Origin of the sequence: Zobellella sp. DQSA1, from assembly GCF_041950555.1 — a bacterium.
GTDB lineage: Bacteria > Pseudomonadota > Gammaproteobacteria > Enterobacterales > Aeromonadaceae > Oceanimonas.
Genome location: NZ_CP169531.1, coordinates 2,401,208 through 2,425,280, shown reverse-complemented (window position 1 = coordinate 2,425,280; position 24,073 = coordinate 2,401,208). Strand labels below are relative to the sequence as shown.

The following is a 24,073-nucleotide window of genomic DNA, read 5'->3' as shown; positions in this document are numbered from 1 at the left end:
TGGCCGTAGGCGCCGCTTTAGCCGGCGCGGATCTGCAACCGGCGCTCTGTCTGAGGGAGCGGCATGATCCGGCCGGCGGCCAAAGCGGCGGCTACAGGAAGCGACTTGGCTAACCCAGCTCCGCCAGCTGTTGCCGGTAGGGGGCGATATCGCCGATATGTTCCGCGACCCAGTCCGGGTGGTAGTAGGTGTCGAGGTAGCGCTCGCCGCCGTCGCACATCAGGGTGACGATGGAACCCCGTTCGCCCGCCTCCTGCATGCGGCGGGCCAGTTGCAGCGCGCCCCACAGGTTGGTGCCGGTGGAGCCGCCGGCCTTGCGGCCCAGGATGTGTTCCAGCCAGTAGATGGTGGCGATGCTGGCGGCGTCCGGCACCTTGATCATCTCGTCGATCACCTCGGGCAGGAAGGAGGCTTCCACCCGCGGCCGGCCTATGCCCTCGATGCGGCCGCCGGCCTGGCTGGTGAGGCCGGGGTTGCCGGTACGGTAGCTGTCGTAGAACACCGAATGTTCCGGGTCCACCACCACCAGCCGGGTATCCAGTCCCAGGTAGCGGATATAGCGGCCCAGGGTAGCGGAAGTGCCGCCGGTGCCGGCACTCATCACGATGGCATTGGGCACCGGGTGGGGCTCTTCCGCCATCTGCCGGAAGATGCTTTCGGCGATGTTATTGTTGCCGCGCCAGTCGGTGGCCCGCTCGGCAAAGGTGAACTGATCCATATAGTGGCCGCCGCTTTCCCGCGCCAGTCGCTCGGCTTCGGCATAGACCTCGCCCGCGTGCGCCACGAAATGGCACCGGCCGCCGAGCCGCTCCACCTGGGCAATTTTGCTGCGGGTGGTGTGGCGCGGCATCACGGCGGTGAAGGGCAGTTGCAGCAGCCGGGCGAAGTAGGCCTCCGACACCGCCGTGCTGCCGGAGGAGGCTTCCACCACCGGGGTGCCTTCGCGCACCTTGCCGCTGCAGATGGCGTGCAGGAACAGGGAGCGGGCCAGCCGGTGCTTGAGGCTGCCGGTGGGGTGGGTGCTTTCGTCTTTGAGGTAGATGTCGACGCCTCTGAGGCCGGGGATATCCAGCCGGTAGAGGTGGGTGTCGGAGGTGCGCAGCTGATCGCTGGAGAGGGTGCGCAGGGCGGTGCGGATCCAATGGTTCATGGTCGAATTCCTGGTGGCAGTGGGCGGGAATTATATCCCCGTCTTAAAGGAATAAGTTTTCCTTCTTTCCGCCGAGAGTGCTATTTTTTGGAAAATTTTTCTCCCATGCGGAGGTTTAAGAGAGTGGATGGTTTCGACAGGCGGATCCTGGCCCTGTTGCAGCAGGACGCCACCCTGGCGCTGAAGGAGCTGGCCGAGGCGGTGAATTTATCCACCACGCCCTGCTGGAAGCGGGTCAAGCGGTTGGAGGAGGAAGGTTATATCCGTGCCCGGGTGGCGCTGCTCGACGGCGAGCGGCTGGGGCTGGGGCTCTCGGTGTTTGTGCAGATCAAGACCCAGCGCCACGACAGCCACTGGCTGGCCCGCTTTGCCGAGACGGTAACCGCCTTCGAGGAGGTGGTGGAGTTCTACCGCATGTCCGGCGACTGGGACTATATGTTGCGGGTGGTGGTGGCCGACATCGCGGCCTATGACCGCTTTTACAAGAAGCTGATCACCAGCACCGAAGGGCTGTCGGATATCACCTCCAGCTTCGCCATGGAGCAGATCAAGTACAGCACGGCGCTGCCCCTGGGCGGCTAAGAACCTGCCGGCAGACCTTCGGATTTCTCTGCGGTCACTCCCGCGCAGAGATGACCGGTATTAAACAGCAGCATGGGCAGAGGAATATCTGGCGAAAATGGACAGAAAACATCGTCATCAGACTGGCGGATGCCGGCAGGGCCGGCATCCGCCCGGCTTTCAGATATTCAGGCTTTCATCCTCCGCAGCCCTGGACTGGACGGTGATATGGGTGGTAACCAGGCCGCCGCTGATCTCGGGCGGGGCCACCACCAGGGCGGCGATGTTCTCCCTGACCCAGTCGGCGGCCAGCCGGTTGGAGGCGGCGGCGGTGTCGGCGCTGTCGAACAGGCTGAACGACACCACCACATTGTTGCCGGCATTCAGCGCGTAGTAGGCGATAAAGCCGGGCGCCTGGCTGATGATGGCGGCAAAGCCCGCGTTGACCTGCTGCAACAGTGCTTCCGCCGCACCGGGCCGGGTTTTGTACCTGCGTATGCTCGCATGCATGATGTGCTCCTCCCGTTAAGAGCCGGTGTGGTGCCCGCCTGCGTGGGGCGGACACTTTAATTATCGGCGCTAAGGGCGGCTCTTGCCGGGGAGGAGAGTGCCGTCAGCGTTGCTGCATATAGTCCCCCGGGGTACGGCCGAGCAGTTCCCGGAAGGCGGCGATAAAGGCGGACAGGCTGTCGTAGCCGCAGGCCAGGGCCACGTCGGTAATGCGTTCACCCCGCTCCAGCAGGGGCAGGGCGGCCAGCAGTCGGCAGCGCTGGCGCCACTGGCGAAAGCTCATGCCGGTGTCGGCTTTGAAAGCCCGGCTCAGGGTCTTGTCGCTGAGTCCCAGTTGCGCGCTGAAATGGCCTAGCGGAAGGGGACAGTCCGGCTGCGCCGCCAGTTGCAGGCACAGGGGCAGCAGCCGCGGGTCCCGGGGCCAGGGCAGCATCAGGGCGCGGCTGGGGGCACAGGCCAGCCGGTCGAGCAATACCCGCACCAGCCGGCCTTCGGCACCGGCTTCTTCGTATTCCACCGGAAAGTGGCTGAAGGCGACGATCAGCTCCCGCAACAGGGGACTGATTTCCAACACCTGGCAGCCCCGTTCCGGCAGGGCATCGGCCGCGATATAGAGGCTGCGGATCCGGGTCTCGGATCCGAGCCGCACCCCGTGCTCCAGGCCGGGCGGGATCCACACCGCCAGGCTGGGTGGCGCCAGGTAGCGGGCGTCGGTGGTTTCCACCGTTACCACGCCCCGAACCGCATAGGAAAGCTGCACCCAGGGGTGGCGATGGGGGCGGTCTATGGCCTGGTTGGGCAGTGACTGTGCGTGGCCCAGCACCGGGCGGGGCAGGGTCGGCAGGCGATCCAGTTGCTGTAATAGCGGGCAGGACGTGTCCGTTTGGCGATATTCCATGGGTTTTTGCCGACAAACTCCGGTTGTGGTTCAGGTTACAGTGCCCCTCTCGTCTACTCAACCCGGATCCTGCCATGCTTGGCCATTTGCGATTGCTGTTCGATAAGTTCACCCTGACGTTGCTGGCGGTGGTGGCCGCTGCCACCCTGCTGCCGGCCCGGGGCCAGGGGGTGCTGTTCTTCGAGGGGCTTACCACCGCCGCCATCGCCCTGCTGTTCTTTATGCACGGCGCCAAGCTGTCGCGCCGGGCCATTATCGACGGTGCCACCCACTGGCGGCTGCACCTGCTGGTATTCGGCTGCACCTTTGTGCTGTTTCCGCTGCTGGGGCTGGCGTTGAAACCGTTGCTGCTGCCGCTGCTGGGCGAGTCGCTCTACCTGGGTGTGCTGTTCCTTTGCGTGCTGCCGGGCACGGTGCAGTCGGCCATCGCCTTCACCTCCCTGGCCGGGGGCAATGTGCCGGCGGCGGTGTGCAGCGCCTCGGCCTCCAGCCTGTTCGGCATCCTGCTCACGCCGGCGCTGGTGGGGCTGTTGCTCCAGGTGCAGGCGGATACGGCCGGCTCCACCCTGGAAGCCATCGGCGCCATCAGCCTGCAACTGCTGCTGCCCTTTGTGGCGGGCCATTGGCTCAGGCCCCGCATCGGTGGCTGGGTGGACCGGCACAGAGCCGTGTTGTCCCGGGTGGATCAGGGTTCCATCCTGCTGGTGGTCTATACCGCCTTCAGTGCGTCGGTGGTGGAAGGGTTGTGGAGCACGGTGTCGCCGGCGCAACTGGCGGCCCTGGTCGGGGTGTGCGGCTTACTGCTGGCCCTGGTGCTGCTGCTTACCGCCTGGCTGAGCCGGTGGCTGGGGTTTAGCCGGGAAGACAGGATCACCATCGTTTTCTGTGGTTCCAAGAAGAGCCTGGCCACGGGCGTACCCATGGCCCAGGTGCTGTTTGCGGGCTCCATGCTGGGCCCGGTGCTGCTGCCGCTGATGCTGTTTCACCAAATCCAGCTGATGGTATGCGCCGTGCTGGCCCAGCAGCTTGCTCGGCAGGGCGAGGCAATCAAAACAGCTGGCTGACGCCCACCATGGCCAGCGGCAGGGCGAAGAAGACGCCGCCGATATAGGCGACCACATAGCCCTTGTTGTGCTGGGCCTGGTGGGCCAGGGTCTCGGCCATGCGTACCGGCAGTTGGCGCAGGAAAGGCAGCATATAGATAAGGGCGATGGCCAGCAGGTTGAACAGCAGGTGCACCAGCGCGATTTGCAGGGCCACCATGGCGGAGGCGCCGGTAATGGCGGTGGCGGCCAGCAGGGCGGTGATGGTGGTGCCGATATTGCTGCCCAGGATAAAGGGGTATACCTGCCTGAGGGAGAAGACGCCGCTGCCGGCCAGGGGCACGATCAGCGAAGTGGTGGTGGTGGAGGACTGCACCAGTACGGTGACCAGGGTGCCCGAGGCCATGCCGGACGCCGGGCCGCGGCCCACGGCGCTGCGCAGTATGTGCATGGCCCGGCCCACCATCAGGGTGCGCAGTATGCGGCCGATTTGGGTCACCACCAGCAGGATGAGCCCGATGCCCACCAGGATCAGCGACACGCCCGACCAGATGCCCGGGATCCAGGCCACGCTGCCCTGCAGCAGGGCAGCGGCGGGCGCCAGCAGGGTCTTCATAAAGTTCATGCCGCTCATGCTGACGCTGGCATCGCTCACCAGCAGCCCGGCCAAATGTGCGGAGGCGGTGGCCAGGGGGCGGAACAGCAGCTCCAGGGGCAGCAGTATGGCCACCGCCAGGATATTGAAGCTGTCATGGATGGTGGCGGCGGAAAAGGCCCGTTTGAACTCTTCCCCGTTGCGGATATGACCCAGGCTGACCAGGGTACTGGTCAGCGAGGTACCGATATTGGCGCCCATTACCATGGGAATGGCGATGGCGATGGGCAGGCCGCCGGCGACCATGCCGACGATAATGGAGGTGACGGTGCTGGAGCTCTGGATCAGCGCCGTGGCCAGCACCCCGATGATCAGGGCGATAACCGGATTGGAGGCGAAGGCAAACAGCTCCTGGGCGTTGCTGCCGGTGGCGGCCTTGAAGCCGTCGCCGATGGCGCCCACGGCGGCCAGCAGCACGTAGATCAGAAAGGCAACCAGCAGCCAGGACAACCAGTTCGACTGGGCTTGGGTGTTGCCTGTGGCTCCGGGAACGGCGGTGGATTCCAGGTTCATCATGCTTTCTCTCGGGCTTAAGTTGGCGCCACTATGCCGAGTGAATATGACGGTTTTATTACAATGCGACAGTTTTATGGCCGTTGTGTTGCAGCGCCGTTCGTGCGGGCCGACCGACTCGTCCTGGCCTACACTGAACCGGTGTTTAACCAGCGAGATGCCCATGCCCGCCAACCATAACCTCGACGACCTCTACCGCCAGCACTCCCGCCGGGTGTTGGCCACCCTGATCCGCCTGCTGGGCGACTTCGACCTGGCGGAGGAGGCCATGCAGGAGGCCTTTGCCGCCGCCCTGCAGCAATGGCCGCAGCAGGGCCGGCCCGAACAGCCCCTGGCCTGGCTGATCACTACCGGCCGTCACAAGGGCATCGATCAGTTGCGGCGCCGGGGACGGCAGCAACAACTGCTCGACGAAGAGCGCCTGGCGCCGCCACCGGACGAGGAGGCCGGCATCGATGACGATCTGCTGCGGCTCATCTTCACCTGCTGCCACACGGCCCTGGCCATCGAAGCCCAACTGGCCCTGACCCTGCGCGAAGTCTGCGGCCTGACCACCGAACAGGTGGCCAGTGCCCTGTTGCAGCAGCCGGCCACCCTGGCCCAGCGCATCGTGCGGGCCAAGCAGAAAATTCGCGAAGCGGCCATTCCCTACGAGGTGCCGGAAGCCGCCGCCCTGCCCGAGCGGCTGGCGGTGGTGCTGAAGGTGGTGTACCTGATGTTCAACGAGGGTTACTCCAGCAGCCAAGGGGAGCGAATGCTGGATCTCAGCCTCTCGGCCGAGGCCATCCGCCTGGCCCGGCTGCTGGCGCAACTGCTGCCTGCCGGCGAGGTATTTGGCCTGCTGTCGCTGATGTTGCTGCACGATTCCCGCAGGCATGCCCGGCAGGACGCCGACGGCAACCTGGTTACCCTGGATGAGCAGGACCGTACCCTGTGGGACCGGGCCCAGATAGACGAAGGGCTGGGCCTGTTGGCCCTGGCCTGGCGGCAGCCGGTAGGGCCCTATGGCCTGCAGGCGGCCATCGCCGCCGAGCATGCCCGCAGTTCCCGCCCGCAGGACACCGACTGGACCCGCATCGCCGAGCTGTACCAGGCGCTGTACCGGCTGCAGCCCTCGCCGGTGGTGGCCCTGAACCGGGCGGTGGCGATGGCCATGGCCGACACCCCGGCCCGGGGGCTGGCGTTGCTGGACGAACTGGGCGGTCACAAGGCCATTCAGGGCTACCACCTCTACCATGCGGCCCGGGCCGATCTCTACCGCCGGGCGGGGGAGCACAGTGCCGCCCGGGCCGCCTATGAGCGCGCCCTGGATTTGTGCCGCCAGCAGCCGGAGCGCCGCTTTCTGGCCCGGCGGCTACGGGAGCTGGACGGCTCATCCGAAAAAAACTGAAAAAAAGTGGCCTACCCTTGTCGATTTGCCTCCGGCTCGCGCGACTTACTGATAACCACAAACGAACCACCACGGGAGAACCACCATGAAATTCATCTTGATGCGCAAGGCCGACGCCGCCACCGAGCAGGGCATCATGCCCTCGGAGGAGCTGCTGCAGGCCATGGCGGACTACAACGAACGCATGCTTCGGGCCGGGGTATTGGTGTCCGGAGAAGGGCTCAAGCCCAGTCGTGAAGGCTGCCGTATCAGCTTTCACAACGGCGAGCCGACGGTGACGGACGGCCCCTTCGCCGAGACCAAGGAACTGCTGGCGGGCTTTTCGGTACTGGAGGTGTCCTCCAAAGAGGAGGCCATCGCCTGGGCGCGGCAATGGCCCCGGCTCGACGGCGATGTCACCCTGGAACTGCGGCCCTACTACCAGTTGGAAGACTTCGCCCCGGGGGCGGCCATCGATAAGCACAGGGCCATGGGCGAGCGGGTGGCCAGACTGCCGGCCGCCGTGGCCACCTACCTGATGTTCGCCGGCCGGTGCCGGGAGGCCATGACCTTTTATGCCGAGCTGCTGGGCGGGCAACTGGAGATGATGCTGTCCTATGCCGAGACCCCGGCGGCGGCCGAGATGCCGTCCGACAGCCAGCAACTTATCGCCCATGCCCGGCTGAACCTGGGCGGCCGCCTGCTGATGGCGAGCGACGCCGGCGGCGATTGCTACCAACCGCCCCAGGGCGTGTCGATACACCTGGAGTTTCCGGATCCGGCCCGGGCCGAGCAGGTGTTCCAGGCCCTGGCCGAGGGCGGCCGGGTACAGATGCCCTTGGCCGAGACCTTCTGGGCGCACCGCTTCGGCATGGCGACCGACCGCTTCGGCATCGACTGGATGGTTAGCTGCGAGCAGGCCGGCGGCCAGGGGAGGGCATCATGAAATACCTGGCGCTGGTGTACTACCAGGAAAGCCGGATCAACGCCATGTCCGAGCAGGAGTGGCACGATCTCAACCAGGAATGCATCCGTTGCGTGGAGCGGCTGAGCGAGCAGGGGCACTTCGTGGCCGGACAGGCCCTGCAGCCGGTGGTCAGCGCTACCACGGTGCGGGTGCGCGATGGCGAGGTGCTGATATCGGACGGCCCCTTTGCCGAAACCAAAGAGCAACTGGCGGGCTTCTACCTGCTGGAGGCCCGGGATCTTAACCAGGCGCTGCAACTGGCCGGCCGCATCCCTCCGGCCCGGCTGGGCAGCATAGAGCTGCGGCCGGTGCGAGAGCTGCCGCCCAAGGACCTACAAGGAGACGAACGATGAATTACGTAGACGGATTTGTGGCCGCCGTGCCCACCCGCAACAAGGAGATCTATATCCACCATGCCCGCGCCGCCGCCGAGGTGTTCAAGGAGCACGGCGCCCTGCGGGTGGTGGAATGCTGGGGTGACGACGTCCCCCAGGGCGAGCTGACCTCCTTCCCCATGGCGGTGAAGTGCGAGGAGGACGAGACAGTGGTGTTCTCCTGGATCCTTTGGCCCTCCCGCGAGGTGCGCGACCAGGGCATGGCCCGGGTGATGGAAGATCCGCGGCTCAAGCCCGAGGTCAACCCCATGCCCTTCGACGGCAAACGGCTGATCTACGGCGGCTTCGCCATGGTGGTGGACGAATAGCCCGGGGTTTGCCTGCCCGCCGCTTACGCCGGTACAATCCCGGGCTCAACCGAACAGCAGCAGGGAGCCGGCGCCATGGCGGGCGAGCACAGCACCGATCATTTTTATCGCCGGGGGCCGGATCATGGCGGCGAGGGGGTAGATTTTGCGGCCCTGCGTCGGCGCTTCGACTTTCGCGCCATCGAGCTTGGCCGCTGGGTCACCCGGGCCGAGCGGGAGCGGGCGGCGGGCCTGTTCTACAACGCCCTGTGCGATCTCATGCTGATCCTGCAGGGGCCGGAGCAACTGGTTTCCCTGCGCGGCACCCTGACCCTGCAATACGGTATCGGCGGCCGGCCCGGGGTCTCGGCCCACTATAATCCGGCCAGCCGCAGCTTCGCCCTGGCCAAGAACGCCGGTCCGGGCAGCATCGCCCACGAATGGTTCCACGCCTTCGATCACCATATGGCCGACAAGGCCTTTACCGGTACCGGCCCCTATGTTTTCGCCTCCCGCGCCTGGCTGGACGAGGTGGCCCGGGTGGAGCACCCGCTCAACCAGGCGCTGTTCGACTGCTTCCAGGCGGTGCTGCTGAACGAGACCGGCGAGCAGCCCAGCGACCTGTTCCGCGCCTCGGCCGAGGTGGACAGGCGCCACGGCATCCTGTATTACAGCCAGCCGGAAGAGCTGTGCGCCCGCGCCTTCGAGGCCTTCGTGCAGGATGCATCCATCAAGAACGCCTTTCTGGTCAAGGGTACCCGCGCCAGTGCCGAGGCCGAGCAGGGCCTCTACCCCCAGGGCGAGCAACGCAGGCGCTGCAACGCCGCCTTCGGCCGCTACTTTTGCACCCTGGGCGGGGCCCTGGCAGGCCAATGACCCTTTATCACCCAAGGAAGACCCATGCCAGACGATTTTTCTCTCCCTCCCGGGCCGGACGGTCGGGCCCTGACCCTGATGGTGCAGGGCACCGCCTCGGACGCCGGCAAGACCACCCTGGTGGCGGGGCTGGGCCGGCTGTTCGCCCGCCGCGGCATCAGGGTGGCGCCGTTCAAGCCCCAGAACATGGCGCTGAACAGCGCCGTTACCGTCGACGGCGGTGAAATCGGCCGCTCCCAGGCGCTGCAGGCGGCGGCCTGTTTACTGGCGCCGCAAATCGACTTCAATCCGTTGCTGCTCAAGCCCGAGAGCGACACCCGCGCCCAGGTGATACTGCAGGGGCGGGCGCTGTCTTCGGTGGCGGCGAGTGAGCTGTTCGGCCCCGGCAGCCTCAACAAGAACAAGGCGCGGCTCTTTGCCGCCATCCTCGACTCCTACCGGCGGCTGTGCACCCGGCACCAATTGGTGCTGGTGGAAGGAGCGGGCAGCCCGGCGGAGATCAACCTGCGCAAGGGCGATATCGCCAACATGGGCTTCGCCGAGGCGGTGGACTGCCCGGTGATACTGGTGGCCGACATCGACAAGGGTGGGGTTTTCGCCCAGTTGGTGGGGACCCTGGCGCTGCTGAGCGAATCCGAGCGCGCCCGCATCAAGGGCTTTGTGATCAACCGTTTTCGCGGCGACCTCCGCCTGCTGCAGGACGGCCTGACCATGCTGGAACGGCTCACCGGCAAACCGGTGCTGGGGGTGCTGCCCTATCTCACCGATCTGCGGCTGGACGCCGAAGACGCCATCATGCGCACCGCCAGCCGAAGCGCCGAGGCCGAGCCGCTGCGGGTGCTGGCATTGGTGCCACCGCGCATCAGCAACCACACCGACCTCGAGCCCCTGCGGGCGCATCCGGGAGTGGAACTGACCCTGGTGCACAGCAGCGAAGCGCCCGGCCGGCTGCCGCCGGCGGACCTGATTATCCTGCCCGGCAGCAAGGCGGTACGCGCCGATCTGGCCTGGCTGCGCCGCCAGGGCTGGGACCAGGCGCTGGCGCGCCACTTGCGCTACGGCGGCAAGGTGCTCGGTATCTGCGGCGGCTACCAGATGCTGGGCCAGTGGGTAAAGGATCCGCGCGGCCTCGAAGGCGAGGCCGGCGCAAGCCGGGGTCTGGGCTATCTGCCGCTGGAGACCGAGTTAAAAGATCACAAGCAGCTGCGCAACGTCACCGGCACCCTGCAACTGGCGGGCGGCCGGGCACCGGTGCGGGGCTATGAAATCCATTGCGGCGAAAGCCGGCTGCTGGCACCGGGCGAGCGGCCCTTCGAACTGGTCCGCGCCGGGGGGGAGGCGGCGGATGGTCTGCTGTCGGAAGATGGCCAGGTGCTCGGCACCTATCTGCACGGCCTGTTCGACCACCCAGAGGCCTGCGACCGGCTGCTGGCCTGGGCCGGGATCCGCAACGGCCGGCGGGCGCCGGATCGGGACGCCCTGCGCGAGCAAAGCCTGGAGCGACTGGCGGACAGCCTGGAACAACATCTCAACCTGGAGCTGCTAGTGGCTTCGATACAACAAGGATAAAAACATGAGTGAACAAGACGACCGCGAGCAGACCAAGGCCCGGCGCCACCGGGAGCGCCAGCAGCGGCTGAAGGAAAAGGTGGACGCCAAAATAGCCGCCGCCACCGAGGAGCGGGGGGTGCTCTTGGTGCTGACCGGCAACGGCAAGGGCAAGAGCACCGCCGGCTTCGGCACCGTGGCGCGGGCGGTGGGCCACGGCAAGCGGGCGGCGGTGGTGCAGTTCATCAAGGGGGCCTGGGAGTGCGGCGAGCGCAACCTGCTGGAGTCGGTGGGGGTGCCCTTCTACGTGATGCGCACCGGCTTTACCTGGGAAACCCAGAACAAGGAGCAGGACATGGCCGCCGCCGAGCAGACCTGGGCCGACGCCGAGCGGCTGCTGGCCGATCCGGCTATCGATCTGGTGCTGCTGGACGAACTGACCTACATGCTGAGCTACCATTACCTGGATCTGGAGCGGGTACTGAGCGCCCTGAAACACCGCCCCGCCCACCAGCATGTGGTGATCACCGGTCGCGCCTGCCACCGCGCCATTATCGAACTGGCGGACACGGTGAGCGAAGTGCAGCCGGTCAAGCACGCCTTCGAGGCCGGCATCAAGGCCCAGGCGGGGTTCGATTATTGATAAGGGTGGTGGGCTACAGGGCGGCTTCCAGGCATAACAGCGGCGGTTCGGCCCGGACCAGGACGAAGCCCGCGCTTTGGTAAAGCCGTACCGCGGGGTTGTCGGCAAACACCTTGAGCCGCAACAGGGGGCTGCCGGCCTCTGTGGCCAGCGCCCGGGCCAGCCGCAGCGCTGTTCGCCCCAGTCCCCGGTTGCGCCACTCGGGCAACAAATGCAAGTCCCGCAAGTAGGCGGCCTCGGCGGTGAACTCCAGCCGCAGGATGCCGATGGGGAGGTCGTCGCACATCAGCTCGAAGTTGCGGCATCGGGCCCAGCTGTCGGTAAAGCCGGCTTCGTTCCAGCGCAGCCGGTGGCGCCGGTAATAGGGCGCCATGCCGTGACGGATCAGCCGTCGGGCGAAGACGGGAGAAGTGGCCGGGACAAATCTCATGGCAGCCAGCGGAAGTGGATCAAGGCCACCGGAGTGCCGTCGGGAGCGGTACGGGGCTCCAGTCCATAGGGCTCAAAGCCGAGCCGGGGATAGAATAACAAGCCGGCCAGGTTCTGGTTAAAGCAGGAAACCTGTACTTCCCGCGCCTGGTAACGGCTGGTTGCCAGCACCACCATCTGTTGGATCAGATACCGACCCACGCCTCGGCCTCGGGCCTGGGGAGCCACCATCACATTGCCGATGGCGCAGGCGCCACCGTGCTGCCAGCGGTAGAAGTCGGCAAAACCGACCACGTCGCCGTCTAGCTCCACTACGGTCGCCCCGGCCCGCTCGCGGACAGCCTGCTCCAGTTGAGCTTCGGTCAGCGGAAAGCGGGCTTTGGGAAAGCAGTAGAACAGCTCTTCGGCACTGGTGGCAAAGGTGCAGACGATGGCCAGATCGGCGAAGGTGGCCGCTCTGTGGCTGAGTTCCATGGGGCGAGTCCTGTTCAAAGTTCCAGCTCCATGGCCCTGGGGTTGTCCCCGTAGCTGGCGCAGAGTTCGGCACGGCTCAGGGGCCGAAAGCCGAAGCGGGCCCAGAAGCCTTCGGAGCCCTGCACCGAGACCAGCCGGATGCGCGTGAACTGCCGTGCCTGGGCACGGTGCAGCAGTGCTTCCACCATCCCCTTGCCCACTCCCAGGCCGTGGGCAAGGGGGCTGACCGCCAGGTCGTGCAGGTACAGCAGGTCGCAGGGGCTCGATATCTCGTATTCCCGGTGCAGGGCCGGCAGTCCGGTGTAGGGCCAGGGGTGGCTCAGCAGGTAGCCGAGCAGGGCGCCGCCCTGGTCCCGGCATTGCAGGCAGGTGGCGGGGGAGGCGCGCCATTTGCTGCGCAGCACCGCTTCGCTTTCGGGTGCCACCTCCTGGTAGCACTCGGTCTGGAGCGACAGGAGCTGCGGCCAGGCAGCCTCGGTGATGGGTTCGATGGACAGTAATGACATGATTCCCCTTGATAAGAACGGACGATGGGCGCAATCGGCAACCGCCGGGCACGCTTATTCCCGGATTTCGGTCACCACCTCGCTCTTGACCGAGTTGGCGATAAAGCACAGTTGGTGGGACTGGTGGTGCAACTGCTCCAGCGTTTGCCGGTCGGGCTTGTGCTTGCCGGCAAAGAGCACTTTGGGCCTCAGGGTTACCCGGGTCATGGCGACCTTGCCGTCGGGGCCCTTTTCCATCAGCCCCACCGCCTCGTCGGTGTAGGCGTCGACCACCAGGCCCCGCTTGGCGGCGAGGGAGAGGAAGAACAGCATATGGCAGCTTGACAGGGCGGCGACAAAGGCCTCTTCCGGATCCACGTTGGCCGCCACCGAGCAGGGCAGGGGTACCACCTGGGGCGAGGAAGACGCCGGCACCCGGGCACCGCCGTCGAACTGCCACCAGTGGCCCCGGCTGTATTGATTGTCGACGAAGGGCTGATCGCCCCGCTCCCAGCTTACCGTGGCGCTGTATTCGGACATCTCGCTCCCCTGTACATGATTGAATATGGCACCTCCCGGGTGGAGCGGGAGGTAGCGTTCGGATCCATTCTGGTGACTGCACGGGGGAAAGGCAAGGAGCCGTGCAACCGTCGCCCGGGGGAACGATGCTCAGGGAGTTATGCGAATCCTTCCAGTACCAGTTTGCCGCAGGTACGCTGGCCCTCAAGCTCGGCGTGGGCCCGGTTCAGGCTGGCGGCGTTGATCGGACCCAGGCGCCGGGCCAGGGTGGTACGGAGCACCCCGGCGTCAATAAGCCTTGCCAGCTCGTTGAGAATGCGCCCCTGCTCGGCCAGATCGGGAGTGCCGAACAGGGAGCGGGTGAACATGAACTCCCAATGCAACGACAGGCTCTTGCGCTTGAGCGCGGTCACATCCAATACACTTGGATCGTCGATAAGTCCCAGTTTGCCCTGGGGTGCCAGGCTGGCCACCAGTTCAGCGAAGTGCCGTTCGGTCTGATTCAGGCTGGCCACATGAGTGACCTCGTTCAAGCCAGTCTCCTTCAGCCCCGCCGACAAGGAACCTGCGTGATCGATCACATGGTGGGCGCCGAGCGTTTGCAGCCATTGACGGCTTTCGGGGCGAGAGGCGGTGCCTATCACTGTCAACCCGGTTAGTCGGCGCGCCAACTGCACCAGTATGGAGCCCACGCCGCCGGCGGCTCCCACCACCAGTAACTGTCCCGGCCGTTCGGCCTCTTGCGCGACCGCGAGCCGTTCGAACAGCAGTTCCCAGGCGGTCAGGCCGGTCAGGGGCAGGGCGGCGGCTTCGGCAAAGTCCAGTGTGGCGGGCATCAGCCCCACAATACGCTCGTCCACCAGCTGAAATTCGGCATTGCTGCCGGGGCGTGACAAATCGCCCGCATACCAGACCCGATCGCCGGGCTTGAAGGTGGTCACGTCCGGTCCTACCGCTTCCACCACGCCCGCCGCGTCCCAGCCCAGCACTTTCCAGCCACCCTCGGGGGCGTTCATTCCGGCTCGCACCTTGGTATCAACCGGGTTCACCGATACCGCCTTGACGGCCACCAGCAGATCCCGGCCCCGGGCTTCGGGCACCGGCAGGCGGATGTCTTGTAATCCGGGCCCGGTACCGAGTGCATGGGCTGCCTGATAGGCGACGGCTTTCATCATGATCTGTGTCCTCGTGTGAATAATGGGTTTTTGGCCCAGGTTGGGTCGGTCAGCGGCAGGGGGTGATCCCTGCCGGTCAGACAGGAATTCAGTCTATTTGACATGCTGATTTTGAAAAACTAGGGTTTATTACTATCTCTTTAAAATTATTTTTGAAAATGAAGTCGCTACAGGATCTCAATATTTTTAATCGTACGGCGGAGCTGGGCAGCCTGTCCGCCTGTGCCCGGGCGTTGGAGCTGACCCCGGCGGCCTGCAGTGCCGCACTCAAGCGGCTGGAGGCGGAGCTGGGAGCGTCCCTCTTCGTGCGCTCCACCCGTCACCTGCGACTGACCCAGCAGGGCGAGCAGTTTCTCGGCGTGGTGCAGCAGGCGCTGCAACTGCTGGAGGCGGGCTATGAACAGCTGCACAGTGGCCGGAGCCTGATCCGCGGCACCCTGCAATTGTCGCTGCCCTCCGATCTGGGCCGAAATCGGGTACTGGGCTGGCTGGATGAATTTATGGAGCGGCATCCGCAGATAGAACTGCGGGTACAGTTGTCGGATCGCCTGGCAGATATCTACCGCCAGCCGGTGGATCTGGCGCTGCGCTACGGCCTGCCGCCGGATTCCTCCCTGATCGCCCTGCCGGTGGCGCGGGATAACCGGCGCGTGTTGTGCGCGGCTCCGGCCTATCTGGCGGCCCACGGGCGACCCCGCCACCCGGAGGAACTGGCCGGGCATAACTGCCTGTGCTTTATGCTGGGGGAGCAAAGCCACAACCGCTGGCGTTTTTTCCGGGAAGGTCGGGAACTGTCGGTGGCGGTGCGCGGCAACCGCATGGGCGACGACGGCGATGCCGTCCGGCGCTGGGCCCTGGCCGGGCATGGTATTGCCTACAAATCGGCGCTGGACATCGGGGAAGAGCTCCATGAGGGGCGACTGGTGCCGCTGTGCCCCGAGTGGCTGGGCGAGCCCTCTCCGCTCAACCTGCTCTGTGCCGACCGACGCCAGCTCAATCCGGCGGTACAGGCGCTGCATGCCTTTCTGGTTGATTGTTGCCGGCAAAGTACGAGGCTCCCCGACGCGCGTTGATGCAACCCTGGCTAGCTGCGCTTGACGGCGACCACGCTATAGGTGTGCCAATGTTTCGACTTGCCCAGGGCCGTTTGGCCGGATTCGTTGCGTTCGCTGAAGCGGAGGATGTCGAAGCGGGTGAAGAGGGCTTCAACCTGGTGCCTGGCGAGGGCGTTGATGGTGTGCCGCGAAGCCGATGCCCAGTCGTCTTCGGGCCCCATGAAATGACCGGCAAAGATACCCCCGCTTTCCAGTGCGCCGGCGATGCGTGACCAGGTATCCGCAAAGGCGGTGGGCTCGGCAAAATACAGGCTCGAGTTGGCGATGATCAAGCCCGCCCTCGGGTAGTTGAAGGATTCAAAACCGGCGAGGGAAACCTCGACCCCGGGATGGTGCCCGAAGCGGTGCCGGCACAGGTCGACGGCATCGGGGTTGATGTCGAAGGCATGAACCCGGTAGCCGAGCCGGTAAAGGTAGGCGGTGTCGGCGCCGGTACCGCATCCGCAGTCGATGGCGACCCGGCATTTTGCGGCATGCTGTGCGGCGGCAAATTCGGTGAGGGGGTGATGGGGCTGGCGCGAAACGCGCTCATAGTAGTGGCGCCACAGTGCCGTGTTGTTATCCACAAGCCGATTCCCGTTCTTGTTATTTTGCACCATTCTTGCTGTCGCGGTCGGAAATGGCAATGACGGCTTCTTCCGATAACCGGCGCTGCGGCCTGGGCATCAGGAGGGAAATCCGATCACTTCTTCCAGCGGGCGTCTGGGGCTGGCGGCCAGCGGCACGCGCGGGTAACCCAGGCACAGTACAAGCTGGGCGCAGTCACCACCGGTGAGTTGATGCAGGACGGGCCTGAGTCGGGCCACCTGAACCGGCTGGTTCAGGTAGGCGGCCTGCAACCCCAGCCGGCAGGCCACCAGCAGCACCCGCTGCAGGGCCTGTCCGGCCAGCAGCCAGTGGCGGGGATCGTCTTTATCGGTGCCCAGCACCGCCAGCAGCGGTGCGCTTTCGGCCAGGGTTCTGTCCTTGGCGGCCATGCCTTCGCCCAGGTTGAAGGTACGCACCAGCAACTGGGTCAGGGACGCGGCCAGGGCCGGTACACTCAGACCGTCTCCCTGCTGTCTGGGATGCATCCAGGCGGCCAGCTCGCGTCGCCAGCGGGTATCGGCCCACTGGGCCATATCGCCTTCGGTGACCAGGCTGGCCAGCTGTGTTCTGGTGCCGGCCTCCGACAGCGGGCGCAACCAGGCTCCCTCGGCGGCGGCCGCGGCCACCAGCCTGGGGGCGGTGGCCGCAGGAATGGCGATGGGCTCGAAGGGACGGCGACAACTGTGCCGCAAGGGGATGGCTTCGGCCAGGGCGGCCTGATCCGCGGGTGCGCCGGCGCTGGGTACGAAGCTCATACGGGCCAGCCAGTCGGGATCACAGGCGTCGGGCAGCAGGGTGGTTTCGGTGCCCAGCTCCCGTCGGGCGGCGGCGATACGCAGGTTCATCAAGGCGCAGCCGCAACTGATGGTCAGTTCCCGGTCGTCGGGATCGTTCACCGGCAGGGCACGGCGGCGGTCCGCCAGCACATCGATGGCCGAGGCCGACAGGCGGAATCGCCAGGGCTGGGTATTGTGGCTGGAGGGGGCGAGTACCGCCTGGCCGAGCAGGTCCCGGGCGAGCGCATTCGAGAGGTGGAAGCTGGACATGGGGGCTCCGTGGATCGAGGTCGTTCAGCCGGCGCGGCGGTTGGCTCACTCAAGTGTAGATGGTCGCTTTAAGGGAGGGAATCGCCAAGCGGCGCCGCAGGCGTTACGCTGTTTAGAGAGTCACAGCAAGGAGCCAGAGCATGAAAGTCCGGATAGGGGAGCTGACCATGGAATGCGTGCGCGGCGACATCGCCGCCCAGCCGGACATGGACGCCATCGTCAACGCGGCCAATGCCGCCCTGTTGCCCGGGGGCGGGGTGGCCGGAGCCATTCACCGGGCGGCAGGGCCGGGGCTGGAGCAGGAATGCCGGCCGCTGGCGCCGATACGGCCCGGGCAGGCGGTGATCACCGGGGCCCATCGGTTGCCCAACCGCCATGTCATCCACTGCCTGGGACCGGTGTTCGGGGTGGATATCCCCTCCGACGAACTGCTGGCGGCCTGCTACCGCAGCGCCCTGCGGCTGGCAGAGCGCCGGGGCCTGGGCTCGGTGGCCTTTCCGTCCATTTCCACCGGCATCTTCGGTTATCCGATGGCGGAGGCGGCGGCCGTTGCCTTCAACACCCTGCTGGCGGAGCGAGCGGCACTGAAGGCGGTGCGTCATATCCGTTTCGTGCTGTTCGGCGAGACGGATTTGCAGCTGCACCAGCAGGCCCTGCGTCAGGCGGCCGAGCAAACAGGAGAACGGTATGATGTTGAATAATGCAATAACAGCGGTGGCGCCGGTTCTTACTGCAATATGAATATATATTTTCTATTTTTAATTAAAAATTCATTTTTATCTGATGGTGGTGAATGTGATATAACTACACCATCTAAACCCTGCCGGAATAACCTGATTGAATAATATAGAACACCTGTTTTTGCTGTCCGGGGTTTTGCTGTGTTTAAGCGTGCTGGCCACCTTGTTGTCCGCCCGCTCGGGAATCCCCATACTGCTTATCTTCTTGTGCATCGGCATGCTGGCTGGCGAAAGCGGGCCCGGCGGCATCGAGTTCGAGAGCTATTCCCTGGCCTATGGCATCGGCAACCTGGCTCTGGCTATCATATTGCTGGATGGCGGCATGCGCACCCGGATGGAAACCTTTCGGGTGGGGTTGCGTCCGGCGCTCAGCCTGGCCACCCTGGGAGTGGTGATCACCAGTGGCATTACCGGTCTTATCGCCGTCTACATCCTCAACCTGAGCTGGCTGCACGGTCTGTTGCTGGGAGCCATTGTCGGCTCTACCGACGCGGCGGCGGTGTTCTCGCTGCTGAGCGGCAAGGGCATGCACCTGAACCAGCGGGTAGGGGCCTCGCTCGAAATCGAGTCGGGCACCAACGACCCCATGGCCATTTTCCTCACCCTGACCCTGATTGCCCTGATCACCGGCGAGATGGACGGCGCCGGTGATGCCCTGTTGTTCCTGTTCACCCAGTTTGGCGTGGGGGCTGTGGCCGGCTTGCTGGGCGGCCTACTGCTGGTGCAGTTGATCAAGCGGGTGGAGCTGGCGGCGGGCCTGTATCCGATCCTGGTGGCGGGCTTTGGCCTGGTGTTGTTTGCCGTTACCGCCGTACTCTCGGGCAGCGGTTTTCTGGCGGTGTACCTGGCCGGGCTGGTGCTGGGCAACGCCCGCCTGCGCCATATGGAAGCGATTCTGCCGGTATTCGACGGCCTGGCCTGGCTCAGCCAGATCGGCCTCTTCCTGGTGCTGGGTTTGCTGATCTCGCCCGGTGAGATGTGGGCCATGGCCATTCCCGCCAGCCTGATTGCGCTGGCGCTGATCTTCATCGCCCGGCCGCTGGCGGTGCTGACGGCGCTGGTGCCTTTCTTCCGCTTTAACCTTCGCGAGCTGGGCTTTATCTCCTGGGTGGGGCTGCGGGGGGCCGTGCCCATCGTACTGGCCATCTTTCCGCTGATGGCGGGTATTCCCGAAGGCTCCATGCTGTTCAATGTGGCCTTTTTCGTGGTGCTGATTTCATTGCTGGTACAGGGTTCGACGTTACCGCAAGTGGCCCGCTTGCTGGACGTTGAGGTGCCGCCCGAGCCGGCACCCCAGCGCCGTTCCATGCTCGGTATTTTTCCGGAAGATGATTTCGAGATGTTTCTCTACCGGGTGGAAAGCGAGTCCATCGACGGCCTGGTGGTGCGTCAGTTGACCTTTCCGCCCCATTGCCGGGTGGCGGCGGTGTTCCGGGGCGAAAACCTGCTGCCGGCGTCGGGCAGTACCCGGTTGGCGATAGATGATACCCTGTGCGTGATCGGCCGCAGCAACCACCTCAAGACCCTGAACAATATGTTCGGCGGCGATCTGGATGCAGCCCGGGAAAAGGCGCGGGCCTTTTTCGGCGACTTTATCCTGGACGCCGGGGCCCGCATGCAGGACGTGGCCCTGATGTACGGGGTGGATGTGGACGACAGCGAAGCCGACCTGACCCTGGGGGACTTTATGCTCAAGCACAACAGCGGCCATCCGGTGGTGGGCGACCACTTTATTCGCTACGACATGGTGTGGACGGTGGCGGACGTGGACGGCGACCGGGTGCTCAAGGTGGGCTTGCGCGAGCATGAGATTGACCGGCACTGAGCACCTTGGGCCTGCGTTATTTCACTCTTCGGGAGCCGTCAGGGCTCCGAGACGAGGGACGCCACGGCCGTGCCCCGGGTTTCCATCCCGTTGACCTTGAGGGTTTCCAGGGGGCCGTGATCCACCACCTGGTGATAGCCCAGGGTTTCCAGGGCTTCCAGGGCCAGTTGGGAGCGCCGACCGCTGCGGCAATAGAGGTTAAGCGGGGTGTTCTTGTCGGGATAGAGCTCGGTCACGCCCCGGGCGATACGGGTATGGGGGATATGCACGGCGCCCGCCAGGTGCTCCTGCTGGTATTCCTCGGCACTTCTCACGTCTATCCACACCGGCTCCGTGGCCCAGGCCAGCGGGCTCAGGCACAACAGCAGCGCCGTCATCCAGTTCTTCATGCGTTACATCCTGCATCAGTACATGCCCTCAGTGTAAAACAGAAAGTGCTGAATAATCCGGACCGGATGGGCAAAAACCGACAGAAACCGGCACAGCAAGGCCGATCAGGACACCATCGGAACCGGCTTGCCGGCTCCGTGATTGAAACCCGCGAGGGTGTGGTGCAGGGGTAGTGGCGATCAGGACAGCAGGTAGGCCAGAATGTCGACTACCTGCTCCGGATGGCGGCAGGTGGCCTTGGCGGCTTCGTCCACTTCCTTCAGGGCATGGTCGTGCTCGGCGTCGTGCAGGGTGATGATGGGCAGGCCCCGGGCTACGGCGAAGCCGGCGTCGAAGGCGGCGTTCCACTGCTTGTACTTGGGCCCGAAACGCACCACCACCAGATCGGCGTTGCCGATATGGGTGGAGGTGCGGATGCTGTTGATGCCGGAGGCCTTGCGGTCACGCCAGAAGGGGTCTTCCTCGCTACCCAGGATGTTCACTCCCACCATGTCGCTGGCCTCGTGATCGGTCACCGCCGAGCTGAACTGCACGGCCAGGCCCTTGGCTTTGGCACCCTCGATAATGCGTTCACGCCAGTCGGTGTGGATCTCGCCGGACAGGTAGATGTTCCATGTTTTCTGACTCATATTGCATTCCCTTATTGTTTACAAAAATAATTAAAATAAAATACAACTTCTAAAGGTTAACGCAATTCAAGTGAAAAATCAGCATATTGTGCCGGCATCAGCTTCAGCAGCTTGCCGTTGGGTTCGTCGGTGAGCAGGTAGATGCCGCCGTCGGCGGCCTGGGCGACGGTGCGCAGCCGGGCCAGGCCGCGCAGCAGGTGATGTTCCTGCACCACCCTGTCGCCGTCCAGTTCCAGCCGTACCAGTCGCTGTCCGACCAGGGCGCCCACGAACAACTGATTCCGCCACTGGGGGAAGAGCCCGCCGGTGTAGAACATCATGCCGGAAGGGGCGATGGAGGGTACCCAGACCCAGAGTGGGTCTTCCATGCCGGGCCGGGAGGAGGGGCCGATGCGGCCGCCGCCGTATTCCTCGCCGAAGGTGGCCAGAGGCCAGCCGTAGTTGGCGCCTTTTTTGATGAGGTTGACTTCATCGCCGCCCCGGGGGCCGTGTTCGTGGGTCCAGAGTTCACCGGTTGCGGGGTGGATGGCGGCCCCCTGCAGGTTGCGGTGGCCGTAGCTCCAGATTTCGGGCAGGGCATCGGCTTGGCCGACGAAGGGGTTGTCGGCGGGCACCCGGCCGTCGTCGTGCAGGCGGATAATCTTGCCCAGGTGGCTGTCGAGTTGCTGGGCCTGATTCCGGGCATGGAAGCGTTCGCCGGTGGTGATAAACAGGTAGCCGTCGCGATCGAACACCAGGCGGGAGCCGAAATGGCCACCGCCCGAGGTTTTGGGTTGCTGCTCGAACAGCACTTCCAGGCTCTGCAGCCGGTCCCCCTCGAGCCGGGCCCGGGCGACCGCCGTGCCGGCGCCGCCCCGGCCGGGCTGGCTGTAGCTGAAATAGAGCCAGCGGTTGTCGGCAAAGTCCGGGTGCAGGGCCAGGTCCAGCAGGCCGCCCTGGCCGGCGGCGGCGATGTCGGGCAGGCCGCTTACCTCGTGGCGGCCACCCTCGGGGGTAAGCCGCAGCAGCCGGCCCCGGCGCTCGCCGACCAGCAGGCCGCCGTCGGGCAACTCCGCCAGGCCCCAGGGGTGGTGCAGGCCCTCGGCCAGGGTATCGAGGCGGTGGTCCTGGGCAAGCAGGGGGATGCTGAGCAACAGCAGCAGGCCGGCGAGCAGGCGCATAAGTTTCTCCGTGTTGAATCAAGATATTGATTCTGTTCACTATAGTGCAGAAAGGGAATGATGTTACTGCATCAGGTTGGGGGCTTGAGACCCATTTCAAACCGTGCCCAGAGTAGAAACAAGAGCAGAGCATCGTCAAAATCCGGGCTTGTCCCAACGGTGTGTTGCAGGCTCCCCGAGCTTTGAATGGTAGCTGGCTTGAACGATACGCAGGACTGCAACTGTCATAAAATAGCCTTCTTTCTGTCATCACTCCCGGCTAGTTTTTGGGCGGCTAAATCGTTTCAGTTTGGCAAAACCTGCGGCTAACAGCAGCAACGTTCAATCATTTCAATAACGGGATAATCTATGTCTTACCATTCGATCAGCGATAAGGGGCTCCCTGTCGGGTCTCCGCGTATTTCCAGGCTAAGCCTGTTCTTCGCGGTCTTGCTTATCGCCATGACCGGCTATTTTATGCTCTGGGGGGTCGGGTACACGGGAGGAAACGCGGTTTTACTGTTCCTGCTGGCGACTCTGTTCGGCGTATTTATGGCGTTTAATATCGGCGGCAACGACGTTGCCAATTCCTTCGGGACCAGCGTCGGAGCCGGTACCCTTACCGTCAAGCAAGCTCTGGTGGTGGCAGCGATATTCGAAGTCAGCGGGGCGGTGCTCGCCGGTGGCGAAGTGACCAGCACCATCCGGGGCGGCATCGTCGATCTCGGCGGTCTTCAGGTCAGCTCCCTGGACTTCGTCTACATCATGATGTCCGCCCTGGTCGCCGCCGCGCTATGGTTGCTGTTTGCCAGCAAGAAAGGCTACCCGGTGTCGACTACTCACTCGATCATCGGCGCCATCATCGGCAGCTCCATCACGTTGGGCATGCTGATGGACAGCGGCAGCGCCTTCGGCCTGGTGCACTGGGACAAAATAGGCCAGATCGCCCTCTCCTGGGTGCTGTCGCCGTTGCTGGGCGGGGTGGTGGCCTACCTGTTGTACAGTCAAATCAAGAAACATGTCCTGGCCTATAACGAGCAGGCCGAGGCGGAGTTGTCGCAGATCCGCGAGGCGAAGCGGGAGTACAGGGAAAAACACAAGACCGCCTTCGAACACCTATCGGAGCTGCAGAAGATTTCCTATACCCATGCCATGGCGAGAGACCTGCAGTCGATCAACGACAAGGATTTCCATCCGGAAGAGCTGGAATCGGAGTATTACCGGGATCTCCATCGCATCGAACAGGAACGCAGCCAGATTGATTCGCACCAGGCACTGGAAAACTGGGTGCCGTTGATTGCGGCCGTCGGCGCCATGATCATTTCTTCCATGGTACTGTTCAAGGGGCTGAAAAATATAGAGCTGGGTCTGACCACCCTGCATAACTACATGATTATGGGGATGATTGGGGCCGCCGTATGGATGGGCACCTTCATTTTTGCCAAAACGCTCAAGAGCGAGTCTCTTGGCCGGGCGACCTTCCTGATGTTCAGTTGGATGCAGGTCTTCACCGCGGCCGGTTTTGCTTTCAGTCACGGCTCCAACGACATCGCCAACGCCATCGGCCCCTTCGCGGCCATCCTGGATGTACTGCGCACGGGAGAGATCAATGCCAAGGCGGGGATCCCGACCATCGCCATGGTGACCTTCGGGGTCGCACTGATCGTCGGCCTCTGGTTCATCGGCAAAGAGGTCATCCAGACGGTGGGTCACAACCTGACGAAGATGCACCCGGCATCCGGATTCTCTGCCGAACTTGCCGCGGCGGCGGTGGTGATGACGGCTTCGATGATCGGACTGCCGGTCTCCAGTACCCATATCCTGATCGGCGCTGTGCTCGGTATCGGCCTGGTGAATCGTCAGACCAACTGGAAACTGATGAAGCCCATCGGCCTGGCCTGGATCATTACCCTGCCGGCCGCCGGTTTGCTCAGTGCCGTGGCCTTCATCATGCTCAGAAGCCTGCTCTGAACACTGCGTGATCTCCGATTAATAGAGGGTTGAATAATATGAATAAGGCGTTGCATAGGGATCTCTTCGACAGCTTCGATTTTGACGAGGAGTTTGAGATGGAGCTCGACGACCTGCGCTTGGCGGCGCTGCT

Annotated in this window: 27 protein-coding genes; 13 read left to right on the top strand and 14 right to left on the bottom strand. The window is 64.4% G+C overall.

The window, feature by feature from the left end:
• Positions 1 to 109: 109 nt before the first annotated feature.
• Positions 110 to 1,150 (bottom strand): PLP-dependent cysteine synthase family protein, encoded by a 1,041-nt coding sequence (locus ACEVBK_RS11790; RefSeq protein WP_375055137.1) that lies wholly within the window; start codon positions 1,148 to 1,150, stop codon positions 110 to 112.
• 123 nt (positions 1,151 to 1,273) lie between these two features.
• Here ACEVBK_RS11790 and ACEVBK_RS11785 point away from each other — a divergent pair, with 123 nt between their 5' ends.
• Positions 1,274 to 1,732: an Lrp/AsnC family transcriptional regulator gene (locus tag ACEVBK_RS11785; RefSeq protein WP_375055136.1), complete on the top strand. Its 459-nt coding sequence runs from the start codon at positions 1,274 to 1,276 to the stop codon at positions 1,730 to 1,732.
• 159 nt (positions 1,733 to 1,891) lie between these two features.
• Here the strand turns inward: ACEVBK_RS11785 and ACEVBK_RS11780 are convergent, their stop codons facing one another.
• Both ACEVBK_RS11780 and ACEVBK_RS11775 read right to left on the bottom strand, forming a co-directional pair.
• Positions 1,892 to 2,221 (bottom strand): antibiotic biosynthesis monooxygenase, encoded by a 330-nt coding sequence (locus tag ACEVBK_RS11780; RefSeq protein ID WP_375055135.1) that lies wholly within the window; start codon positions 2,219 to 2,221, stop codon positions 1,892 to 1,894.
• Between the two features lie 103 nt (positions 2,222 to 2,324).
• The gene (locus ACEVBK_RS11775; RefSeq protein WP_375055134.1) at positions 2,325 to 3,119 is read right to left on the bottom strand and encodes a helix-turn-helix transcriptional regulator; all 795 of its coding nucleotides are present in this window, start codon (positions 3,117 to 3,119) and stop codon (positions 2,325 to 2,327) included.
• A 92-nt stretch (positions 3,120 to 3,211) separates the two neighbouring features.
• On the opposite strand from ACEVBK_RS11775, the gene ACEVBK_RS11770 reads away from it, so the two are divergent.
• On the top strand, positions 3,212 to 4,183 hold the full coding sequence (locus ACEVBK_RS11770) for a bile acid:sodium symporter family protein (protein ID WP_375058557.1): 972 nt from the start codon (positions 3,212 to 3,214) through the stop codon (positions 4,181 to 4,183).
• On the opposite strand, the gene ACEVBK_RS11765 is transcribed toward ACEVBK_RS11770, so the two are convergent.
• Positions 4,167 to 5,330, bottom strand: a complete 1,164-nt coding sequence (locus tag ACEVBK_RS11765; protein WP_375058556.1) for a Na/Pi symporter — start codon at positions 5,328 to 5,330, stop codon at positions 4,167 to 4,169. The two genes, ACEVBK_RS11770 and ACEVBK_RS11765, sit on opposite strands and share 17 nt — an antisense overlap.
• Positions 5,331 to 5,493: 163 nt before the next feature.
• Here ACEVBK_RS11765 and ACEVBK_RS11760 point away from each other — a divergent pair, with 163 nt between their 5' ends.
• The 7 genes from ACEVBK_RS11760 to cobO all read left to right on the top strand — a co-directional run bounded on the left by ACEVBK_RS11760 (position 5,494) and on the right by cobO (position 11,415).
• A complete protein-coding gene (locus ACEVBK_RS11760; protein ID WP_375055133.1) occupies positions 5,494 to 6,720 on the top strand; it encodes an RNA polymerase sigma factor in 1,227 nt (408 codons plus the stop codon).
• An 85-nt stretch (positions 6,721 to 6,805) separates the two neighbouring features.
• Complete coding sequence (locus ACEVBK_RS11755; RefSeq protein WP_375055132.1) at positions 6,806 to 7,645, top strand: YciI family protein; 840 nt, start codon at positions 6,806 to 6,808, stop codon at positions 7,643 to 7,645.
• Entirely contained in the window at positions 7,642 to 8,019 is a 378-nt protein-coding gene (locus ACEVBK_RS11750; protein ID WP_375055131.1) for a YciI family protein, read from the top strand. Before ACEVBK_RS11755 ends, ACEVBK_RS11750 begins: the two co-directional genes overlap by 4 nt.
• Complete coding sequence (locus ACEVBK_RS11745; protein WP_375055130.1) at positions 8,016 to 8,369, top strand: DUF1428 domain-containing protein; 354 nt, start codon at positions 8,016 to 8,018, stop codon at positions 8,367 to 8,369. Before ACEVBK_RS11750 ends, ACEVBK_RS11745 begins: the two co-directional genes overlap by 4 nt.
• A gap of 75 nt (positions 8,370 to 8,444) precedes the next feature.
• On the top strand, positions 8,445 to 9,224 hold the full coding sequence (locus ACEVBK_RS11740; protein ID WP_375055129.1) for a CLCA_X family protein: 780 nt from the start codon (positions 8,445 to 8,447) through the stop codon (positions 9,222 to 9,224).
• Between the two features lie 24 nt (positions 9,225 to 9,248).
• On the top strand, positions 9,249 to 10,793 hold the full coding sequence (locus ACEVBK_RS11735) for a cobyric acid synthase (protein WP_375055128.1): 1,545 nt from the start codon (positions 9,249 to 9,251) through the stop codon (positions 10,791 to 10,793).
• Positions 10,794 to 10,797: 4 nt separating this feature from the next.
• Positions 10,798 to 11,415, top strand: a complete 618-nt coding sequence (gene cobO / locus ACEVBK_RS11730; protein WP_375055127.1) for a cob(I)yrinic acid a,c-diamide adenosyltransferase — start codon at positions 10,798 to 10,800, stop codon at positions 11,413 to 11,415.
• A gap of 13 nt (positions 11,416 to 11,428) precedes the next feature.
• On the opposite strand, the gene ACEVBK_RS11725 is transcribed toward cobO, so the two are convergent.
• The 5 genes from ACEVBK_RS11725 to ACEVBK_RS11705 form a co-directional block, all read right to left on the bottom strand.
• On the bottom strand, positions 11,429 to 11,845 hold the full coding sequence (locus ACEVBK_RS11725; protein WP_375055126.1) for a GNAT family N-acetyltransferase: 417 nt from the start codon (positions 11,843 to 11,845) through the stop codon (positions 11,429 to 11,431).
• Positions 11,842 to 12,318: a GNAT family N-acetyltransferase gene (locus ACEVBK_RS11720; protein ID WP_375055125.1), complete on the bottom strand. Its 477-nt coding sequence runs from the start codon at positions 12,316 to 12,318 to the stop codon at positions 11,842 to 11,844. Before ACEVBK_RS11720 ends, ACEVBK_RS11725 begins: the two co-directional genes overlap by 4 nt.
• Before the next feature lie 14 nt (positions 12,319 to 12,332).
• Positions 12,333 to 12,824: a GNAT family N-acetyltransferase gene (locus ACEVBK_RS11715; RefSeq protein WP_375055124.1), complete on the bottom strand. Its 492-nt coding sequence runs from the start codon at positions 12,822 to 12,824 to the stop codon at positions 12,333 to 12,335.
• Positions 12,825 to 12,878: 54 nt separating this feature from the next.
• Entirely contained in the window at positions 12,879 to 13,343 is a 465-nt protein-coding gene (locus ACEVBK_RS11710) for an OsmC family protein (RefSeq protein WP_375055123.1), read from the bottom strand.
• Positions 13,344 to 13,480: 137 nt separating this feature from the next.
• Positions 13,481 to 14,494, bottom strand: a complete 1,014-nt coding sequence (locus ACEVBK_RS11705) for a zinc-binding alcohol dehydrogenase family protein (protein ID WP_375058555.1) — start codon at positions 14,492 to 14,494, stop codon at positions 13,481 to 13,483.
• Between the two features lie 161 nt (positions 14,495 to 14,655).
• On the opposite strand from ACEVBK_RS11705, the gene ACEVBK_RS11700 reads away from it, so the two are divergent.
• Positions 14,656 to 15,570, top strand: a complete 915-nt coding sequence (locus ACEVBK_RS11700; RefSeq protein ID WP_375055122.1) for a LysR substrate-binding domain-containing protein — start codon at positions 14,656 to 14,658, stop codon at positions 15,568 to 15,570.
• An 11-nt stretch (positions 15,571 to 15,581) separates the two neighbouring features.
• On the opposite strand, the gene ACEVBK_RS11695 is transcribed toward ACEVBK_RS11700, so the two are convergent.
• Both ACEVBK_RS11695 and ACEVBK_RS11690 read right to left on the bottom strand, forming a co-directional pair.
• Positions 15,582 to 16,178 (bottom strand): class I SAM-dependent methyltransferase, encoded by a 597-nt coding sequence (locus ACEVBK_RS11695; RefSeq protein ID WP_375055121.1) that lies wholly within the window; start codon positions 16,176 to 16,178, stop codon positions 15,582 to 15,584.
• A 99-nt stretch (positions 16,179 to 16,277) separates the two neighbouring features.
• Entirely contained in the window at positions 16,278 to 17,246 is a 969-nt protein-coding gene (locus tag ACEVBK_RS11690; RefSeq protein ID WP_375055120.1) for an Acg family FMN-binding oxidoreductase, read from the bottom strand.
• A gap of 140 nt (positions 17,247 to 17,386) precedes the next feature.
• On the opposite strand from ACEVBK_RS11690, the gene ACEVBK_RS11685 reads away from it, so the two are divergent.
• Both ACEVBK_RS11685 and ACEVBK_RS11680 read left to right on the top strand, forming a co-directional pair.
• The gene (locus ACEVBK_RS11685) at positions 17,387 to 17,947 is read left to right on the top strand and encodes a macro domain-containing protein (RefSeq protein ID WP_375055119.1); all 561 of its coding nucleotides are present in this window, start codon (positions 17,387 to 17,389) and stop codon (positions 17,945 to 17,947) included.
• A 136-nt stretch (positions 17,948 to 18,083) separates the two neighbouring features.
• The gene (locus ACEVBK_RS11680; protein WP_375055118.1) at positions 18,084 to 19,811 is read left to right on the top strand and encodes a potassium/proton antiporter; all 1,728 of its coding nucleotides are present in this window, start codon (positions 18,084 to 18,086) and stop codon (positions 19,809 to 19,811) included.
• Positions 19,812 to 19,849: 38 nt separating this feature from the next.
• On the opposite strand, the gene ACEVBK_RS11675 is transcribed toward ACEVBK_RS11680, so the two are convergent.
• The 3 genes from ACEVBK_RS11675 to ACEVBK_RS11665 all read right to left on the bottom strand — a co-directional run bounded on the left by ACEVBK_RS11675 (position 19,850) and on the right by ACEVBK_RS11665 (position 21,990).
• A complete protein-coding gene (locus tag ACEVBK_RS11675) occupies positions 19,850 to 20,200 on the bottom strand; it encodes a rhodanese-like domain-containing protein (RefSeq protein WP_375055117.1) in 351 nt (116 codons plus the stop codon).
• A gap of 180 nt (positions 20,201 to 20,380) precedes the next feature.
• Positions 20,381 to 20,830 (bottom strand): YtoQ family protein, encoded by a 450-nt coding sequence (locus ACEVBK_RS11670; RefSeq protein ID WP_375055116.1) that lies wholly within the window; start codon positions 20,828 to 20,830, stop codon positions 20,381 to 20,383.
• Positions 20,831 to 20,886: 56 nt separating this feature from the next.
• Positions 20,887 to 21,990, bottom strand: coding sequence for a PQQ-dependent sugar dehydrogenase (locus ACEVBK_RS11665; protein ID WP_375055115.1), 1,104 nt, complete (start codon positions 21,988 to 21,990; stop codon positions 20,887 to 20,889).
• Positions 21,991 to 22,338: 348 nt separating this feature from the next.
• On the opposite strand from ACEVBK_RS11665, the gene ACEVBK_RS11660 reads away from it, so the two are divergent.
• A complete protein-coding gene (locus ACEVBK_RS11660; RefSeq protein ID WP_375055114.1) occupies positions 22,339 to 23,940 on the top strand; it encodes an inorganic phosphate transporter in 1,602 nt (533 codons plus the stop codon).
• The last annotated feature ends 133 nt before the right edge of the window (positions 23,941 to 24,073 follow it).

Excerpts from the sequence above, each read along its gene's own strand:
- ACEVBK_RS11790 (WP_375055137.1), bottom strand. The coding sequence starts at position 1,150 with ATGAACCATTGGATCCGCACCGCCCTGCGCACCCTCTCCAGCGATCAG.
- ACEVBK_RS11780 (WP_375055135.1), bottom strand. The coding sequence starts at position 2,221 with ATGCATGCGAGCATACGCAGGTACAAAACCCGGCCCGGTGCGGCGGAA.
- ACEVBK_RS11775 (WP_375055134.1), bottom strand. The coding sequence starts at position 3,119 with ATGGAATATCGCCAAACGGACACGTCCTGCCCGCTATTACAGCAACTG.
- ACEVBK_RS11765 (WP_375058556.1), bottom strand. The coding sequence starts at position 5,330 with ATGAACCTGGAATCCACCGCCGTTCCCGGAGCCACAGGCAACACCCAA.
- ACEVBK_RS11760 (WP_375055133.1), top strand. The coding sequence starts at position 5,494 with ATGCCCGCCAACCATAACCTCGACGACCTCTACCGCCAGCACTCCCGC.
- ACEVBK_RS11755 (WP_375055132.1), top strand. The coding sequence starts at position 6,806 with ATGAAATTCATCTTGATGCGCAAGGCCGACGCCGCCACCGAGCAGGGC.
- ACEVBK_RS11750 (WP_375055131.1), top strand. The coding sequence starts at position 7,642 with ATGAAATACCTGGCGCTGGTGTACTACCAGGAAAGCCGGATCAACGCC.
- ACEVBK_RS11745 (WP_375055130.1), top strand. The coding sequence starts at position 8,016 with ATGAATTACGTAGACGGATTTGTGGCCGCCGTGCCCACCCGCAACAAG.
- ACEVBK_RS11740 (WP_375055129.1), top strand. The coding sequence starts at position 8,445 with ATGGCGGGCGAGCACAGCACCGATCATTTTTATCGCCGGGGGCCGGAT.
- ACEVBK_RS11735 (WP_375055128.1), top strand. The coding sequence starts at position 9,249 with ATGCCAGACGATTTTTCTCTCCCTCCCGGGCCGGACGGTCGGGCCCTG.
- cobO (WP_375055127.1), top strand. The coding sequence starts at position 10,798 with ATGAGTGAACAAGACGACCGCGAGCAGACCAAGGCCCGGCGCCACCGG.
- ACEVBK_RS11725 (WP_375055126.1), bottom strand. The coding sequence starts at position 11,845 with ATGAGATTTGTCCCGGCCACTTCTCCCGTCTTCGCCCGACGGCTGATC.
- ACEVBK_RS11720 (WP_375055125.1), bottom strand. The coding sequence starts at position 12,318 with ATGGAACTCAGCCACAGAGCGGCCACCTTCGCCGATCTGGCCATCGTC.
- ACEVBK_RS11715 (WP_375055124.1), bottom strand. The coding sequence starts at position 12,824 with ATGTCATTACTGTCCATCGAACCCATCACCGAGGCTGCCTGGCCGCAG.
- ACEVBK_RS11710 (WP_375055123.1), bottom strand. The coding sequence starts at position 13,343 with ATGTCCGAATACAGCGCCACGGTAAGCTGGGAGCGGGGCGATCAGCCC.
- ACEVBK_RS11705 (WP_375058555.1), bottom strand. The coding sequence starts at position 14,494 with ATGAAAGCCGTCGCCTATCAGGCAGCCCATGCACTCGGTACCGGGCCC.
- ACEVBK_RS11700 (WP_375055122.1), top strand. The coding sequence starts at position 14,656 with ATGAAGTCGCTACAGGATCTCAATATTTTTAATCGTACGGCGGAGCTG.
- ACEVBK_RS11690 (WP_375055120.1), bottom strand. The coding sequence starts at position 17,246 with ATGTCCAGCTTCCACCTCTCGAATGCGCTCGCCCGGGACCTGCTCGGC.
- ACEVBK_RS11685 (WP_375055119.1), top strand. The coding sequence starts at position 17,387 with ATGAAAGTCCGGATAGGGGAGCTGACCATGGAATGCGTGCGCGGCGAC.
- ACEVBK_RS11675 (WP_375055117.1), bottom strand. The coding sequence starts at position 20,200 with ATGAAGAACTGGATGACGGCGCTGCTGTTGTGCCTGAGCCCGCTGGCC.
- ACEVBK_RS11670 (WP_375055116.1), bottom strand. The coding sequence starts at position 20,830 with ATGAGTCAGAAAACATGGAACATCTACCTGTCCGGCGAGATCCACACC.
- ACEVBK_RS11665 (WP_375055115.1), bottom strand. The coding sequence starts at position 21,990 with ATGCGCCTGCTCGCCGGCCTGCTGCTGTTGCTCAGCATCCCCCTGCTT.
- ACEVBK_RS11660 (WP_375055114.1), top strand. The coding sequence starts at position 22,339 with ATGTCTTACCATTCGATCAGCGATAAGGGGCTCCCTGTCGGGTCTCCG.